At 48.3% G+C, this 16,385-nt stretch carries 16 protein-coding genes; 10 read left to right on the top strand and 6 right to left on the bottom strand.

Annotated features, from left to right (window positions below):
- The first annotated feature begins 52 nt into the window (after positions 1-52).
- The 6 genes from QZZ54_RS13310 to QZZ54_RS13285 all read left to right on the top strand — a co-directional run bounded on the left by QZZ54_RS13310 (position 53) and on the right by QZZ54_RS13285 (position 7,205).
- Positions 53-1,480, top strand: coding sequence for a sigma-54 dependent transcriptional regulator (locus QZZ54_RS13310; protein WP_290703181.1), 1,428 nt, complete (start codon positions 53-55; stop codon positions 1,478-1,480).
- Between the two features lie 543 nt (positions 1,481-2,023).
- Complete coding sequence (gene pcnB / locus QZZ54_RS13305; protein ID WP_290703180.1) at positions 2,024-3,436, top strand: polynucleotide adenylyltransferase PcnB; 1,413 nt, start codon at positions 2,024-2,026, stop codon at positions 3,434-3,436.
- Entirely contained in the window at positions 3,429-3,917 is a 489-nt protein-coding gene (folK, locus tag QZZ54_RS13300; RefSeq protein WP_290703179.1) for a 2-amino-4-hydroxy-6-hydroxymethyldihydropteridine diphosphokinase, read from the top strand. Before pcnB ends, folK begins: the two co-directional genes overlap by 8 nt.
- A 130-nt stretch (positions 3,918-4,047) precedes the next feature.
- A complete protein-coding gene (panB, locus tag QZZ54_RS13295; RefSeq protein WP_290703178.1) occupies positions 4,048-4,842 on the top strand; it encodes a 3-methyl-2-oxobutanoate hydroxymethyltransferase in 795 nt (264 codons plus the stop codon).
- A gap of 2 nt (positions 4,843-4,844) precedes the next feature.
- Positions 4,845-5,693: a pantoate--beta-alanine ligase gene (gene panC, locus QZZ54_RS13290; protein WP_290703177.1), complete on the top strand. Its 849-nt coding sequence runs from the start codon at positions 4,845-4,847 to the stop codon at positions 5,691-5,693.
- A 330-nt stretch (positions 5,694-6,023) separates the two neighbouring features.
- A complete protein-coding gene (locus QZZ54_RS13285) occupies positions 6,024-7,205 on the top strand; it encodes an acetyl-CoA C-acetyltransferase (RefSeq protein ID WP_290703176.1) in 1,182 nt (393 codons plus the stop codon).
- 69 nt (positions 7,206-7,274) lie between these two features.
- Here QZZ54_RS13285 and QZZ54_RS13280 read toward each other — a convergent pair whose 3' ends face one another.
- Positions 7,275-8,111, bottom strand: a complete 837-nt coding sequence (locus QZZ54_RS13280; protein ID WP_290703175.1) for a 6-carboxytetrahydropterin synthase — start codon at positions 8,109-8,111, stop codon at positions 7,275-7,277.
- Positions 8,112-8,240: 129 nt separating this feature from the next.
- Here QZZ54_RS13280 and rsuA point away from each other — a divergent pair, with 129 nt between their 5' ends.
- The 3 genes from rsuA (at position 8,241) to QZZ54_RS13265 (ending at position 10,673) form a co-directional block, all read left to right on the top strand.
- Positions 8,241-8,933, top strand: a complete 693-nt coding sequence (gene rsuA / locus QZZ54_RS13275) for a 16S rRNA pseudouridine(516) synthase RsuA (RefSeq protein WP_290703174.1) — start codon at positions 8,241-8,243, stop codon at positions 8,931-8,933.
- A complete protein-coding gene (locus tag QZZ54_RS13270; protein ID WP_290703173.1) occupies positions 8,930-9,973 on the top strand; it encodes a methyltransferase in 1,044 nt (347 codons plus the stop codon). The genes rsuA and QZZ54_RS13270 overlap by 4 nt, the downstream gene beginning before the upstream one ends.
- Positions 9,974-10,055: 82 nt before the next feature.
- Positions 10,056-10,673 (top strand): YciC family protein, encoded by a 618-nt coding sequence (locus QZZ54_RS13265; protein WP_290703172.1) that lies wholly within the window; start codon positions 10,056-10,058, stop codon positions 10,671-10,673.
- 114 nt (positions 10,674-10,787) lie between these two features.
- On the opposite strand, the gene QZZ54_RS13260 is transcribed toward QZZ54_RS13265, so the two are convergent.
- Both QZZ54_RS13260 and QZZ54_RS13255 read right to left on the bottom strand, forming a co-directional pair.
- A complete protein-coding gene (locus QZZ54_RS13260; protein WP_290703171.1) occupies positions 10,788-11,189 on the bottom strand; it encodes a hypothetical protein in 402 nt (133 codons plus the stop codon).
- Between the two features lie 283 nt (positions 11,190-11,472).
- Positions 11,473-12,015, bottom strand: coding sequence for a redoxin domain-containing protein (locus QZZ54_RS13255; RefSeq protein WP_290703170.1), 543 nt, complete (start codon positions 12,013-12,015; stop codon positions 11,473-11,475).
- Positions 12,016-12,550: 535 nt separating this feature from the next.
- Between QZZ54_RS13255 and QZZ54_RS13250 the strand changes: the two genes are divergently transcribed.
- Positions 12,551-12,901 carry a hypothetical protein gene (locus QZZ54_RS13250; RefSeq protein WP_290703169.1) on the top strand — a complete coding sequence of 117 codons (351 nt, stop codon included), beginning with the start codon at positions 12,551-12,553 and terminating at the stop codon, positions 12,899-12,901.
- A 325-nt stretch (positions 12,902-13,226) separates the two neighbouring features.
- On the opposite strand, the gene QZZ54_RS13245 is transcribed toward QZZ54_RS13250, so the two are convergent.
- The 3 genes from QZZ54_RS13245 to rpsO form a co-directional block, all read right to left on the bottom strand.
- On the bottom strand, positions 13,227-13,682 hold the full coding sequence (locus QZZ54_RS13245) for a CreA family protein (protein ID WP_290703168.1): 456 nt from the start codon (positions 13,680-13,682) through the stop codon (positions 13,227-13,229).
- 97 nt (positions 13,683-13,779) lie between these two features.
- Positions 13,780-15,882: a polyribonucleotide nucleotidyltransferase gene (pnp, locus tag QZZ54_RS13240; protein ID WP_290703167.1), complete on the bottom strand. Its 2,103-nt coding sequence runs from the start codon at positions 15,880-15,882 to the stop codon at positions 13,780-13,782.
- Positions 15,883-16,098: 216 nt separating this feature from the next.
- Positions 16,099-16,368, bottom strand: coding sequence for a 30S ribosomal protein S15 (gene rpsO / locus QZZ54_RS13235; RefSeq protein WP_290703166.1), 270 nt, complete (start codon positions 16,366-16,368; stop codon positions 16,099-16,101).
- Between the last annotated feature and the right edge of the window lie 17 nt (positions 16,369-16,385).

Here is a 16,385-nt window from a genome sequence, read left to right as displayed (position 1 = left end):
TTTTAAAAACTAAAACCTGTGGGCGAAGGCTAAGAAAGCAAAGGTATACCGAATGAGCCGCATTCTGATCGTAGAAGATGAATCTATTATACGTACTGCCCTCCGGCGTTTGCTGGAGCGTAATAGCTATTCCGTTGACGACGCTGGGTCTGTCGACGAAGCAACCAGCCAATTCAACCTCAATGATTACAACCTGATCATCAGCGACCTACGCTTGCCTGGTGCACCAGGCACGGACCTGATCAACCTGGCAAAAGCTGTTCCTGTTGTCATAATGACCAGCTATGCCAGCATGCGCTCTGCTGTCGACGCTATGAAAATGGGCGCGGTAGACTACATAGCCAAGCCCTTTGATCATGACGAAGTGCTGGAAACCATCGCCAATATTATCAAGCTTCGTGGCGCTGAAGATAAAAGCAAACAGACAAAAGCAAGTCCTGACAAATCAAAGGCGGCCTCAGCGAATCAGATGGTTGGCACCTGTAAGCCGATGCAAGACCTGTTTAGCCGCATCCACAAAGTCGCTCGCACCGATGCCACTGTTTTGATTCAGGGAGAATCTGGCACCGGTAAAGAGTTAGCGGCCCGGGCAATTCACCAACAAAGCTCGCGAGCCGATGCACCCATGGTATCGGTTAACTGTGCTTCGATTCCGGAATCACTGATTGAATCGGAGCTCTTTGGTCATGAGAAAGGCGCTTTCACCGGTGCGGACAGTGCACGTAACGGACTAATCGAAGCAGCTCACGGCGGCACCCTGTTTCTGGATGAGATAGGCGAACTCCCACTGGAGGCTCAGGCCCGCCTGTTACGCTTTCTGCAAGAGAGCGAAATACGTCGCGTCGGCGCCGTTAAATCGATCAATGTAGATGTCCGTCTCATCGCCGCAACCCACCGCAACCTTAAAGCGCTAGCCAAGACCGGTGAGTTCCGTGAAGATCTCTATTATCGACTCTATGTAATGGAGCTGCAGATGCCTCCGCTACGCGAACGTGGCGATGATATCATCACAATTGCCCAGCAGTTCCTGCAGAAAAGTTGCGATAAACTCGGGTCTAAATTACTGAAATTCAGCAACGATGCCTGCCAAACTATGACCCGCTACAACTGGCCTGGTAACGTTAGAGAGCTACAAAACGCTATAGAGCGTGCTGTTATTCTGTCCGAAGACCACATAATCACCACCGACCTGCTAGGCCTTGATATTGAACCTGGCTCATTGGCTGAACTGGAAAGCAGTTTTGCCAATGGTAACTCACTCGTTGCGGAAACAACCGGAGACAGAACTGAGCGCCGCCCTGAACAAAACCTATCACTGGATGATTACTTCCAGCGGTTCGTACTGGAAAATCAGGACAGTATGAGCGAGACAGCTCTGGCAAAAAAACTGGGCGTCAGCCGAAAGTGCTTATGGGAAAGACGCCAGAAGCTAGGCATCCCAAGAAAGCCGAAGCAAGACTCAACACTGGCTAGCGAATAAGTTACGACTTTAGGATGATAAGCCCCTACCAAAAGTGTTACTTATCCACCTTTACGCAGATGCAGCATGAGTTGAAAGGTAACACTTTTTGTTACCCTCAATTGTAAGCCCAGGTAACAAATCAGATAAATACAAAAATAATCAATTTAAATCAAACAGTTACAAAAGTTGGCACAAGCTATGCTTTATTGTAAGTAAGAAGAAAAACAATGCTTAAAGCATGTAATCATAATAAAAATAAAACCCAGATTACTCGCTTATAAGCAACCTGCCTCGAATAAAAATAATAATGAGGCTTTAAGCTGGTCGCCGTAATTGACACCTAAATACGACGGTCCCGAGATAGTGCTCTTAGAAATAAAAACAACAAGCTAAGGCTAGCGTTGTTGTCTAAGGCGATCAGCTTATCCATTCCCTTTTACCTGTTATCTAATTCCCTCATTTACCTCATTGATCACTGCTTTTACGGCGTTTACTTCGTTATTCCGTAAAATTTCATGCTATTATTCGCGCTCTTAATCTGCGCAAGATTCTTACTGAGATATGGACAATAACTCGTCACCTATAGGTTCGTTTATCCGCCGGCTATTTGGTAGTAGTAGCAAAAGTTCTGAGAGTGCTGAAAATCAGCAGGCACAAGGACGCCAGCTCATTCCCGAAGAGACACACCAAATCCCCCGTCGACGCCTAAACGACGCAGCGATGAAAACGGCATATCATCTACAGGATGAAGGCTTCGAAGGCTATCTAGTCGGCGGCTGTATCCGTGATCTGCTGATGAATAAGCATCCAAAAGATTTTGATGTTGCCACTAGCGCAACCCCCGAACAAGCCCATGCTCTGTTCCGTCGCTCACGCCTGATTGGTCGTCGCTTCAAGCTGCTGCATGTTCGCTTTGGCCGTGATCTGATCGAAGTAGCAACCTTCCGCGCCAGCCACGATAGTCAACCGAAGAACAACGACGGTGAACACGGTCGCCAGAATGACAGCGGCATGATCGTCCGGGACAACGTATACGGCACCATAGAAGAAGACGCACTACGTCGCGACTTCACTGTTAACGCTCTCTATTATTGCCCTAATGATCATTGCATCTACGACTTCACGAACGGCTTCAGTGATCTGAAACATGGCATTCTGCGGATGATAGGCGACCCGGACGCCCGTTACCGTGAAGATCCTGTACGCATGCTCCGGGCAGCACGGTTTGCAGCAAAGTTAGGCTTTACTATTGAACCGGCATCGGAAGCCCCCTTAAAAGAGCTGGGCTATCTATTAAAAGATATCGCCCCTGCCCGGCTCTTTGATGAAGCGCTAAAAATCTTCCAGTCAGGCCATGGCGTTGAATCCTTTCACCAGCTACGCAAACATGATCTTTTGGCACCACTGCTCGCGCAGACCGCAGACAGCCTCAAAAACCCTGAGGGCTATCCGGTAGAAAAACTAGTATTGAATGCTCTACAAAATACTGACCGCCGGATACAGCAAGATAAAAGCGTTACTCCGGCATTCCTATTTGCAGCTTTGCTCTGGTATCCGATGCAGCGCCGCATGAAGCAGTTGATGGAAGAAGATGGTATGCATACCGTTCCGGCGATGCATGAGGCTGCCAACCATGTAATTGGCAACCAGATTCGTCAAACCGCCATTCCTCGTCGCTTCTCTACTCCGATCAGAGAGATCTGGGAATTACAGTTCCGCCTACCTCGCCGACAAGGCAAGCGCGCCGATCGACTGATAGAACACCCCCGTTTCCGCGCCGCATACGATCTTCTGATTCTCCGGGAGAGCAGCGGTGAAGAGCTGGACGGGCTAGGCAAGTGGTGGACCGACTATCAGGTACAGAATCCTCAGATTCGTAGCCACATGTCCCGTGAAGCCAACAGAGACGAGCCAACTAAGCGCCGCCGCAGACGCCGTGGCCCACCTAAAAAGCAAGAATCAAACAATGGCTGATCATTGGATCAAATGCTTTATCGGCCTGGGCAGCAATCTGGAAAACCCGGTGACTCAGGTCGCGACAGCATTACTGGAGCTGGAGCGCTTAGACCAGTGTCGTAACCTGATCCACTCCAGCCTCTATCGCAGCGATCCGGTTGGCCCTCCTGGCCAGCCTGATTACATCAATGCAGTTGCCAGTCTGGAAACCTCCCTACAACCCCTGGAACTACTTGACGCCATGCAGGCGATCGAGCAGCAACATCAACGGATCAGAATCCAGCATTGGGGACCCCGAACTCTAGACCTGGACCTGCTACTCTTTGGTGACCAACTGATCAATAATGATCGACTGACCGTTCCCCACCCCTATCTACAAGAACGCAATTTCGTACTCTTCCCTCTGGCTGAAATCGCTCCTAATTTGAGTATTCCTGCCGGAAAGACACTCCCTGAATACCTTAAAAGCTGTAATACTGGCACTCTTGAGCAAATTTAATTCTTAAATTCATTCTATTTAACAAACACTTAAATGCTTTTTACCCAGTATATACAATAGATAATAGTTAAACCTAAAAGGCATAGGTATAATCCCCACCCGTGTGAGTAATAAATAGACAGGTTCTCTTATGGGCAACATTACCCTTCATACCCTAACGGCCCTTAAACAGGCCGGAAAAAAGTTTGCAGTACTGACTGCCTACGACGCCTGTTTTTCCCACCTTATCAGCACCGCTGGTGTTGAGGTGATGCTAGTAGGCGATTCCCTGGGCATGGTCCTACAGGGCAATGACAGCACTCTGCCAGTAACCGTCGAAGAGATGGCCTACCACACTGCAGGAGTGAAAGCGGGAAATCAGGGCTCAATGATCATGGCTGACTTGCCATTCATGAGCTACGGTACGCCAGAACAGGCGATGGACAGCGCTGCAACACTTATGTCTGCAGGCGCACATATCGTCAAATTGGAAGGCGCCGCTTGGCTGGACGAAACCATCACTCTGCTGGCAGAACGGGGCGTCCCGGTTTGCGCCCATCTGGGTCTTACGCCGCAGGCTGTAAACGTACTAGGTGGTTACAAAGTACAGGGGCGTGATAACAACGTCGCCAAAAAGATGATCGAAGATTCCGTTCGACTGGAACAGGCTGGTGCAGCAATGCTGCTTCTGGAATGTGTACCCTCGATACTGGCAGGAGAGATCACCAAAGCGGTCGATATTCCGGTTATCGGAATTGGCGCTGGCGCTGAAACGGATGCTCAGGTACTCGTGATGCACGATATGCTGGGAATTACTCCGGGCCGCAGTCCAAAGTTTGTTAAAAACTTTATGGCTGACAGCGATGATATCCCCGGTGCCTTTAAAGCTTATGCTGATGAAGTAAAAGCTGGCACCTTCCCCGGAACGGAACACGGATTCGAATAACCATGCAAACTATCTTTTCTATCGCCGAGCTACGTGAAGTACTCGGCGCAGAGCGGCGTGCGGGCAAAAGAATTGGTTTCGTACCAACGATGGGTAACCTTCATACCGGCCACATTCAACTGATCCACCAGTCTAACAACAATGCTGACATCACCGTTGCCAGCATCTTTGTTAACCCTCTGCAGTTTGGTGAAAACGAGGATCTGGATGCCTACCCCCGCACACTAAGTGCCGACCAGGAAAAACTGGCAGCCGCTGGCTGCGATTACCTGTTTGCGCCTAACAGCAAAGAGGTCTACCCCAACGGTCAGGTTATACAGACACTGATTGAAGTACCGGGCATCTCTGAGATCCACTGTGGCGCCTCTCGTCCGGGACACTTCCGTGGTGTCGCCACTGTAGTGTGTAAGCTATTTGGCATGGTCCAGCCGGATGTCGCAATTTTCGGCGAGAAAGACTTTCAGCAGCTAATGGTTATACGGCGCATGGCAGAAGACCTGTTTCTACCCGTTGAAATTCAGGGCTCGCCTATCGCCCGGGCTCAAAACGGCTTGGCACTCAGCTCTCGCAACGGTTATCTAACCCCGGAAGAGCTGGCAACCGCCCCTGCCCTGAATCAGGTGATACGCATGACTATCGCTGCAATCAGCGCGGGTCGACGGGATTATCTAAACCTGCAGGAAGAAGCCCTGATCGCTTTAGAAGAAGCGGGATTCAAACGCGACTACTACAACATCTGCAATCGCTTCGATCTTCAACCAGCCCAACCGCAACACTCTGAATTGGTCTTGGTGGCCGCAGCCTATCTTGGTAAAGCCCGCCTGATCGATAACATGGTTGTCGATCTCTGATTCAAGTCGCGATACCCCTATGGGGTATCGCAGCCTTTCAAACACCGCCCCTGAACAGACCCGCGCATTCGCCCTTGGTCGGCTTGGTTTTCTGCAACTCAGCTGCTAAATTCCCATCTCAGGTGCAATTTTCTCACACAATGTAACCTGACAGTGCTATATCCCATTGCAGTTGCCTTTTGACTATGCTGTACTGCATTGCACAAAAAAATATATTATTAAAAAAACAGCTGCAGAGTGTGCTATGTAGGCTACTGACAGGCCTGCCATCAATCCGTCACAGGTCGTGACTACACTACTGCGGAATTCTCACAAGCAAGAGGAAATATCATGCGTGATGTTGTTATTGTAGCTGCCGGACGTACGGCTGTAGGTAATTTTAATGGTTCACTGGCATCTGTTGCGGCCAGCGATCTTGGCGCTACGGTTATCAAAGGTCTGCTGGAAAAATCCGGGATTCAGGGCGATCAGGTTGACGAAGTCATTCTTGGCCAGGTACTAACTGCAGGCTGTGGTCAAAATCCAGCTCGCCAGGCAACGATTAATGCTGGTCTTCCAGTTGAAGTATCCGCTATGACTATCAACAAGGTCTGCGGTTCAGGTCTGAAAGCGATCCAACTGGCAACTCAGGCAATCCGCTGCGGCGATGCTGACATAATTATTGCTGGTGGTCAGGAAAACATGAGCATGTCCGCTCACGTTCTACCAAATTCTCGTAACGGCGCTCGCATGGGCGACTGGAAGATGGTCGACACCATGATCAAAGATGGTCTATGGGATGCATTCAACGACTATCACATGGGCATCACCACCGAGAACATCGCTGCTAAATACGGCTTCACCCGTGAAGAGCAGGATGCTTTCGCAGCAGCTTCTCAAAACAAAGCTGAAGCGGCTGTTACTGCTGGCAAGTTCAAAGATGAGATTATCCCGGTTGTTATCCCTAAGCGTCGCGGCGACGATATCGTATTCGATACCGATGAGCAGCCTCGTTTTGGCGCTACCGCTGAAGCACTGGGCAAACTGCGCCCAGCATTCAAGAAAGACGGTACTGTTACTGCAGGTAACTCTTCTACCATCAATGATGGCGCGGCTGCTGTGATCGTCTGCTCTGCTGAAAAAGCGGCTGAACTGGGTCTGCCTGTACTAGCGACTATCAAAGCTTACGCATCTGCAGGTGTTGAACCATCTATCATGGGTACTGGCCCGATCTGTGCCACTCAGAAAGCACTGGAAAAAGCTGGCTGGGCTGTTGATGACCTGGATCTGGTTGAAGCCAACGAAGCATTTGCTGCTCAGGCGATGTCTGTAAACAAAGATCTAGGCTGGGATACTAACATCGTTAACGTTAACGGTGGCGCTATCGCTATGGGCCACCCAATCGGTGCTTCAGGCTGCCGTATCTTCGTTTCCCTACTGCACGAGATGGCTCGCCGCGACGCTAAGAAAGGTCTGGCAACGCTGTGTATCGGTGGCGGTATGGGTACTGCGCTGGCAATCGAACGCAGCTAAGCTACATACCTGAAACAAAAAAACCGCGGTATTTACCGCGGTTTTTTTATGTTTTAAAAAGCAGTGAACTCAGGCGGTAGCAATGGCGCCTTTACCCACCCCTTCAAAAGCCCTCACCGTCACTTCACGATCGGGATATTCCGCTTTAACCTGCGCCGCCAGATGACAAGCTATCTGCTCTACCGTGGTTTCAGTTTCAATTAGATAGCAATGTTCTGCCGGCAGTCTGATTTCAAATTGCCCCTGTGGCGCATCATACTGATAATGATGCTCTGCGGATGGCTCGGCTAGCAAGTGGTTGCGAGTGCCAATATAGATATCATGGAAGGTTTCTGCCCACTGCTGCTCTACCCCGGTATCACGCGCTCCGTCGAGAAAGATCTCAACCCGTGAACGGTGACCATGAGCGATCCGCTGACAGTTACCGTCATGCTGATGCAAGCCGTGGCTATAGTGATAAAAAGCACCACTAATGGCCTCAGGCACGAAGCTAATCTCTAACCCTTTCACTTCATCGGGAAACAGCTCCAACAAACGGTCTTTACACCATGCCGCCAAACTAGTTTCGGTAACCTGCTCCAGATCCACCAGCACAATCGCCTGCTCAGGTGAACGACAGAAAAACTCACCACCCTCCGGGTATTGCCAGTTAACAGTGGTCTCACCACTCTTATGACTCGTCTGCAGATTAGCCATGCCTGTTGGTACCACCAGCGCATGATCAATACAGTCATCAAACCACTGCTTCACGGCTTTTTTTACAATTCCGAAATCACAGATCATCCCTTGATCATTCAAGCTACCATCCAGCACCAGCTGAACCAGCCAGGACTCACCCAGCAGGCCACGATGGGGATGCAAGTAAGAGAAATCAACATTAGTCAGGTTATCTACAAAAAGCTTCACAGGCGGTCACACAGTTAATTACAGGGAGTGGATATCTAATCGGCGCTATATTAGCTGATTACCGACTCTATTGCATTCCAGCCGGTACCGGTATACTAGCTCTTTTTCATAACAGGCAGATGAATTTCAATGCGACTGGATAAATATCTGAGTCAGGCCACCGGCTTACCACGCAGTATTGTTAAACGACAGATTAAAAGCAGAAATGTCGAGGTAAACGGGCAGTTCATTCAAGATCATGGCCACAAAGTACTTGCCGATGACCAGGTGCTACTAGAAGGGCGTGAAATTCTAGCTCCCGGCCCTAAATATCTGATGCTGAATAAGCCACAAGGCACTGTCTGCGCCACGGAAGACAGCGAGCACCCGACAGTTATCGATCTACTTGAACTTGAAACCATTCGGGACCTGCACCCAGCTGGCCGGTTGGATATCGACACCACAGGACTGGTACTGATCACCAATGATGGTCAGTGGTCACATCGGGTTACTTCACCGAAACATCGTTGTGACAAAGTCTATCTGGTTACCACCGCAGAGCCTATCACAGAGAATTACCCTGAGCAGTTTGCCAATGGCATCGAACTGCACAACGAAGATAAGCCAACACTGCCTGCTGTATTGGAAATTTTGTCAGAAACCAGTGCCCGGGTAACCCTGCAAGAAGGCCGCTATCATCAGGTTAAACGGATGTTTGCTGCACTGGGTAATAAAGTTATCGGACTGCACAGAGATCAGGTGGGTGAAATAGCCCTTGATGAAGCACTGGCACCTGGCGAGTTTCGTTTTCTAACCGAGCAGGAGGTCGCTTCAGTCAAATGAATGATGCTGCATTTACACTATTGAAACCTGAGCTGGAAAACGCCTCAGGAACCGCTCTCTGGATTGCTGATGAAAATCTGCTTAATCAGATAAGCCTGGCGAATCCCGAGGTTACCGTGATCACTAACCGTTTTGATCTGTGCCAACAGCTCAATGACGCCGACTGGCAAGCGACCTTCTCTGATTTTGATTTTAGTGGCTATAGCGAGCACAGTGTCGATAAGATGCTCTACCGGATATCGAAAGAGAAACCGGTGGTTCATCACGTTATCAATCAGGCTATCCGTATTCTCAAACCCGGTGGCCACCTCTGTATATCAGGCCTGAAGAACGAGGGTATAAAAACCTATCTGGATAAGGCGAAGAAACTGTTTGCCGGAAACATTGAGATGGTAAAAGCCGATAAGAATACCTGGATGGGTATTCTCAGTTCTCCAGGGCAAGCGGATACCGATCTACTCGAAGATCAGAGCTACACCGAACTGCGCGAGATCGAAACCGATGGCAACTTCAGCTACATTAGTAAGCCCGGCATCTATGGCTGGAACAAAATTGATAAGGGCAGCGCTTACCTTATTGAAGAATTAAAACGCTTCCTTGATCGCTTACCCACGCCCCCTGAATCAATACTGGATCTTGGTTGCGGTTACGGTTATCTATCACTGAACTGTTCGACCCTCGGCGCTAAAATCACTGCGACTGATAACAACGCAGCGGCATTGCGACTGTGCAAGGAAAATCTAGAGCAACAGGGAGTAGAAGCAGACGTCATCGCGGCGGACTGCGCAGAAGGGATCCATAAACAGTTCCCACTGATTGTCTGCAACCCCCCGTTTCACCAAGGTTTCAGTGTCGATGGAGATATGACTGATAGATTCCTGAATGCAGCCCGGCGTAGATTACAAGCCAATGGAATCGCCTGCTTTGTGGTTAACCTGCACATTCCTCTGGAACGCAAAGCCCTGAACCTATTCGGTAGCATTGAAACTATCGCCGCCAACGGTAGTTTTAAATTAGTACTGCTAGCCCAGCCGCATTAACATTATTTGATACGGAGCCTTTATGGTCCCTTTATACTTGAAACAAACATGGTTCTTTTTCCGCGCCAATCTAGTTCCGATTATGCGGATTCAACTGCCTTTCATCATCCTGATAACCCTCATCAGCATGAGTGCGATCCAGTCGGTTGATCCGGAAAATCCGCAGATGAACAACTCATTGATGATGTTCTATCTGACCAGCCTGATCTTTCTGCCAATCTATGTCGGTGCAACCATCGCCTATCTTGAATCGGTGGTCAACGAACAACCCATCAGCACCACTGAGGCCCTGAAAATTGGCCTCACCCGTTGGTGGCCACTACTGATTACCAAAATGCTCGGCGCGTTTGGCATTGTAATCGGCCTGTTTCTGTTTTTTATCCCCGGCATCTATGTATTGGTTCGTTTAGCCTTTTCCGAATATCACAGTGTGATCGAAAAAGCAGGCCCAACAGAGGCACTGAAAAATAGCTGGGACGACACCTCTGAATTCTTCTGGCCACTGGTCAACGGTCTGGCGGTACTCTTTGTCATACTGCTGGGTGGTAATCTGCTACTTGAAGCGCTATTGCAGGTCATGGGCATAGATTCGGTATTACTCCGCAGCCTGCTAGATATCGTATTCGGCTTTTTGAACTGCCTCTACACCGTTTACGGCTTCCGGCTTTATTGTGTAATGCGAGAGAAACAAAGTGGCTAGCTAGACGGCGCTTCGCGCCTTGCGAGTGGCTAGAACGGAAAACTGCGTTTTCCTGCTAGAAAGAGCAAAAGATAAAAGCCGTAGAGTTATTACCTACGGCTTTTTTATGACCACTCAATCTATTGTATGAAGAACTTTTAAGAACTGGGTCCGGCTATTCGCCTCAAAGCGAAGATGCTCATCGTGATTTAAAGCTCGTTTTTTTTCTGTGAATGCTGGAGCAATAAAGCCCCATGTGGAGTTTCTAGCAAAATAAATCACATAATTTACATTACTATCTTCCCACTTATTATCGACAATATGATCTTCGCCTGAGGCTTCAACTGTTTTTATTTGGATTCTATAGTAATTAGGACCATCAGAAATAAGGATGTCGGTTTGATGGCCATTATCCAAGATAGGGGTGAATACCTGCCAGCCATCGTACATAAGCCAGCTAATTACCATACTTTCATAACTCATATTTTTAAGAGTTTGATGTGTGTGGGGCTTTGTTTGGGTTAATCTTCTTGGCATAACATCCTCTCCATGATCAAACGACGAAAGCCACATATCGGCTAATTTTAAAAACTTTTCACTTCTAATTCCCAGAATCTGAAACAGGGCATATAAGTATTGCCTATATTCATCAAAAGGATAGCTGGAGCATAGAGCAGTGTTAAAAATAATAGTGAACTACAGAGGCCGTGTCCTTGCCTGAATTACACGCTGGGCATAATCCCCACATCCTATAAAATCAACGCCGTTATTACTTGCACCTCTAATTGTTAAGTAGGCTTTCCTAGCCACTTATCCTCAACTATTGCTCCGCCAAAAGCTCCCGAATATCCTTTTCGATAGTCTCCGCCTGCTCCGTCCCCGCATGAGTTTCACCTATATAAATAGACCGGACCTGACCCTGCTTATCGATTAAATAAAAGGTTGGCCAGTATTTATTGCCCATCACCTGCCAGTAGGTAAAGTTATTATCCATCATAACCGGGTGATGCAGCTCAAATTCATCAATTTTGGCTTTTACATTAGCCCTGATGCGCTCATGAGAGAATTCCGGAGTATGTATACCAATCACCGTAAACGCTTCGTCAGCAAGCTCTCGCTCAAGCTCAAGCATCCATGGAAAAGAGCGATAACAGTTCCAGCAATCAAAGGTCCAGAAGTCCAGCATCACCACTTTCCCCTTTAGCTCCTTTAAGGATAACGGTGGACTATTCAACCAGCTGCCAGCATCGGACTGAGTGAATTCAGGAGCGGACAGCGGGGCTCCCAGCTTCCCGGCGTTTACACTAAAGCTCAGGCCAAGACTCAGAAGCAACATTACAAAGGTTCGGATAATCCAGTTCATATACGTCTCCTCTGTTTAGTAAGACACTCGCCATCACCTCGGGTTCATATTGTCCCTATAAGCGCAGCTCCTAACCATTGTTGGGATTCGTGTCTCATCCCAACCTACCTCCCAAAGCAGTTTTTAAGTATACCTAACCAAACTTACCACGCACGTTTTCTCATATTAGTTAAAAAGGATTGTTCTAGCCACGAGCAAGGTGCGAAGCACCGTCAAGCTACTAATATTTATCCCCAGATCAGCCCGCACAAACTTGTGCATAACAGTGGGACAACTAGCGTAAGCCTTATCAGTGCTAGGATTCGGGATAGCGAGCAATAAATGTGCAGCTAATATGCGGGATTGAAAACCCATCTCAGAGAACCACTTTCCTATGTGCTTATAAATACTTTTTCTAACCACTAGCAGGTGCGAAGCGCCGCTCTAGCAAGTGACGGAAACACGTCTAGCTACTGCTCTTCATAAAATAGTTGCATTCGCGCCTAAAACAATCATAATGAGAATCATTATCATTTAGAGCAGTGGAGATCAAACGATGAATGCACTCAGAATTGATGCCTGGCTGGAACGCAAGGAGCCGGTTATTAAGTTGCACAGCGGTTTGTCTGACAGCCTGATAGCAGAGTGGCGCGGAAGCGCCGTATCAGAGTTACTTGAACAGGGAATTATTACTTGTGAAGAGCTTTTTTCAGACAACTGGCGAATACAGCAACAGGCCGCCCATGAACTACTGCTCAACGCCTGTGCGAACTCACTCTGTAGTCGAAACGGCCCGCAGTGCTTTAACTGTATAACCGGGCGTATGTTACGGGCGTTGGCACAGAGTGACGGCACTGCAAATCAACCTTCCATTGCGGGCCTAGAGCTATATCGATCTGCAAGCTAATCTGAAGAGGCGGAGTAAAACGTCACCTATCTCTGCTGTACCCAGCTGACGTTAACACCGAAAGCTCTTTGAACTTTGTTTTTCTAGTAAGGCAAGGGAAACTTTCCATCTAGCGAGTTGCGGAGCAACGTTGTAGCTAACGCCATTAGTTATCCCCACTTTTCATCGCACAAGGCTGTGCATAACACTGGGACAACTCGCGTAAGCCTCATCAGTGCTACGTTTCAAGGCAACGAACAATAAATGCACCGCGCGTGAGAAAAGCTTACTACCGCTCTTAAAAATGCCTTTTCTAGCAAGGTGCGAAGCACCGTTCTAGCAACGTCTAACGACTGCTGTTATATGCCTGCGTGCCCCATAAAGGCACAGTGGAGAGACTATGTTTATAACTACCATTGATCTCTTTGGTCGAGTAAGAAAGGTACATCAGCGTCTGAGATTCAGCGTCAAAAATACGTCTGACTTTCATCGTTTTAAAGAGCACACTTTTAGACTTCCTGAACACAATCTCGCCATTTTTGGAGCGATCGATTGCGGCGATCATATCCGGCGAAATAATGCCGGTCTGGCGACAGGCGATTGATGAATCACTGGGATCAGAAAAATCCAGATCAGCTTCGACACTGGCTACATGACAGGTCACACCCGATATTGTCGGGTCTATCAGTACATTCAACTTAATATCCTTTGTCGTCAATATACCGAGCGATACATCACCAACTTCATCCCCACCGCAGCCCGCCAGTAGCAATACCAAACCACTTACCAGTAATTTTTTCATAATCAATCACCGCCTCTCTTCTTTTCCAACTCTACACAATCTGCAGTCACAAAAAAGCCCCGCATCAGCGGGGCTTTTTCAGTAAGCTAAAACGAATTTACTCTACAGACTCGTCAGCTTCCAGGTCGCGCATAGTCAGCTTGATACGGCCGCGTGGATCCACGTCCAGTACCTTAACCTTAATCACGTCATCCATCTTGATATAATCGGTTACTTTCTCGATACGCTTGTTAGCGATTTGAGAGATGTGAACCAGACCATCTTTACCTGGCAGGATGTTAACAAAGGCGCCGAACTCTTCCAGACGTACAACCTTACCTTCGTATACCTGACCAACTTCAGCTTCAGCAGTGATCTCTTTAACTTTATCAACAGCTGCCTGAGCCGCAGCTTTATCAGCTGCATAGATACGAACAGTACCGTTATCTTCGATATCGATAGTCGCGCCGGTCTGTTCAGTCAAAGCACGGATAGTTGCTCCGCCCTTACCAATAACGTCACGAATCTTCTCAGGATTGATCTCAAGCAGAGTCATCGCTGGCGCATTATCTGGTAGTTCCGGACGAGCGTAACCGATAACCTTAGCCATCTCTTTCAGGATGTGAGCACGAGCTTCATAAGCCTGCTCCAGAGCGATATCCATGATCTCTTCGGTAATACCGGTGATCTTGATATCCATCTGCAGTGCGGTAACACCAGCATCGGTACCCGCTACTTTAAAGTCCATATCGCCCAGGTGATCTTCATCACCCAGAATATCGGTCAGTACAGCAAAACGCTCGCCATCTTTAACCAGACCCATCGCAATACCAGCAACAGGCGCTTTCAGAGGTACACCCGCATCCATCATAGACAGAGACGCACCACAAACAGATGCCATAGAACTTGAACCGTTAGATTCAGTGATCTCAGATACTATACGGATAGTGTATGGAAACTCTTCCTGAGATGGCAGAACCGCAGCAACACCACGACGCGCCAGACGACCATGACCTACTTCACGACGGCTAGTGAAACCAACACGTCCTGCTTCACCTACAGAGTATGGAGGGAAGTTGTAGTGCAGCATAAACGGATCGCGGCGTTCGCCTTCGATCGCATCAATGATCTGCTGATCACGTGCTGTACCTAGTGTACAAGTCACTACTGACTGAGTTTCGCCACGGGTAAACAGAGAAGAACCGTGAGTACCGCGAAGCACATCGATCTCAACTTCGATGCCACGAACAGTCTTACTGTCGCGACCATCGATACGTGGATGCCCATCAATGATACGGCCACGAACAATCTCTTTCTCCAGAGACTTAAAGATATCGCCTACTTCACCGGCAGAAGGCTGACCTTCTTCACCGCACAGCGCTGCAACAACTTTAGCGCGGGCATCAGACAGTGAGCCCTGACGCTGCATCTTGTCAGCAGTCTGGTAAGCAGCATTAATGTCTTCACCAACAGAAGCACGAACCTGCTCGATCAGTGCTTCGTTCTTAGCTTCAGGCGTATATTCCCAACGCGGCTTACCCGCTTCAGCAACCAGTTCGTTGATCGCATTGATAGCAACCTGCATCTGCTGATGGCCATAAACTACAGCACCCAGCATTTCATCTTCAGACAATTCCTGAGCTTGAGACTCAACCATCAGAACCGCTTCAGAAGTACCGGCAACAACCATGTCTAGCATGGAAGTTTGCAGCTCTTCATACGTTGGGTTAAGCGAGTAACCCGCTTCTTCAGTGTAACCGACCCGAGCGCCACCGATAGGGCCCTGGAATGGAATACCGGAGACAGCTAGTGCAGCAGAAGTACCGATCAGTGCAGCGATATCAGGATCGTTAATCTTATCCGCAGAAACAACAGTACAGATAACCTGTACTTCATTCATGTAACCTTTCGGAAACAGTGGACGGATTGGACGGTCGATCAGACGAGAAGTCAGTGTCTCTTTCTCAGATGGACGCGCTTCACGCTTGAAGAAACCACCAGGGATACGGCCTACAGCGTAGTACTTTTCCTGATAGTGAACAGCCAATGGGAAGAAGTCCTGACCTTCGCGAGCAGATTTAGCTCCAACGACTGTACACAGAACCTGTACTCCGCCCATAGTAACCAATACAGCACCGCTTGCCTGACGGGCAATACGACCTGTTTCCAGGGTAACTTCATGCTTACCGTACTGGAACGTTTTAGTAATTGCTTGTGGCACGATTATATTCCTTACCTTTATGCAAAATAAAAAAATGTCTGTGCGACGTAACACCGGCCTCTTTTAGCCAGTACTCTGCTGGACTCTTATCGTTTCAAGAGTTCACCAGAGTACAGGCTGGTTGGTGTATACGCTGTACAGACTCATGATAAAAATCCGAATTTTACGGATCTTAAAAAGCACCGGGGTCATCAAAGATGACCCCGGAACATTATCTTAGCGACGCAGACCCAGACGCTTGATCAGATCAGCGTAACGAGTAACATCTTTCTTCTTCAGGTAGTCCAGCAGCTTACGACGCTGGTTTACCATGCGGATAAGACCGCGACGAGAATGGTGGTCATGGATGTGACCTTTAAAGTGAGACTGCAAACCAACAATGTTGTTAGTCAGCAAAGCAACTTGTACTTCAGGAGAACCAGTGTCGCCTTCACCACGAGCATACTCAGCTACGATCTCAGCTTTCTTTTCTACAGATAATGCCATTTTTAAAACTCCAAAAA

This window comes from Amphritea sp., from assembly GCF_016744155.1.
Classification (GTDB): domain Bacteria; phylum Pseudomonadota; class Gammaproteobacteria; order Pseudomonadales; family Balneatricaceae; genus Amphritea.
Note: the sequence above shows the minus strand (reverse complement) of the source record. Positions and strands in the feature narration are given on the sequence as shown.

Bases quoted from the DNA above. Each gene is read 5' to 3' on its own strand.
- rpsO (WP_290703166.1), bottom strand. From the start codon at position 16,368: ATGGCATTATCTGTAGAAAAGAAAGCTGAGATCGTAGCTGAGTATGCT.
- QZZ54_RS13250 (WP_290703169.1), top strand. From the start codon at position 12,551: ATGAATGCACTCAGAATTGATGCCTGGCTGGAACGCAAGGAGCCGGTT.
- QZZ54_RS13265 (WP_290703172.1), top strand. From the start codon at position 10,056: ATGCGGATTCAACTGCCTTTCATCATCCTGATAACCCTCATCAGCATG.
- QZZ54_RS13260 (WP_290703171.1), bottom strand. From the start codon at position 11,189: ATGCCAAGAAGATTAACCCAAACAAAGCCCCACACACATCAAACTCTT.
- panB (WP_290703178.1), top strand. From the start codon at position 4,048: ATGGGCAACATTACCCTTCATACCCTAACGGCCCTTAAACAGGCCGGA.
- rsuA (WP_290703174.1), top strand. From the start codon at position 8,241: ATGCGACTGGATAAATATCTGAGTCAGGCCACCGGCTTACCACGCAGT.
- QZZ54_RS13245 (WP_290703168.1), bottom strand. From the start codon at position 13,682: ATGAAAAAATTACTGGTAAGTGGTTTGGTATTGCTACTGGCGGGCTGC.
- QZZ54_RS13255 (WP_290703170.1), bottom strand. From the start codon at position 12,015: ATGAACTGGATTATCCGAACCTTTGTAATGTTGCTTCTGAGTCTTGGC.
- pcnB (WP_290703180.1), top strand. From the start codon at position 2,024: ATGGACAATAACTCGTCACCTATAGGTTCGTTTATCCGCCGGCTATTT.
- folK (WP_290703179.1), top strand. From the start codon at position 3,429: ATGGCTGATCATTGGATCAAATGCTTTATCGGCCTGGGCAGCAATCTG.
- QZZ54_RS13270 (WP_290703173.1), top strand. From the start codon at position 8,930: ATGAATGATGCTGCATTTACACTATTGAAACCTGAGCTGGAAAACGCC.
- QZZ54_RS13310 (WP_290703181.1), top strand. From the start codon at position 53: ATGAGCCGCATTCTGATCGTAGAAGATGAATCTATTATACGTACTGCC.
- QZZ54_RS13285 (WP_290703176.1), top strand. From the start codon at position 6,024: ATGCGTGATGTTGTTATTGTAGCTGCCGGACGTACGGCTGTAGGTAAT.
- panC (WP_290703177.1), top strand. From the start codon at position 4,845: ATGCAAACTATCTTTTCTATCGCCGAGCTACGTGAAGTACTCGGCGCA.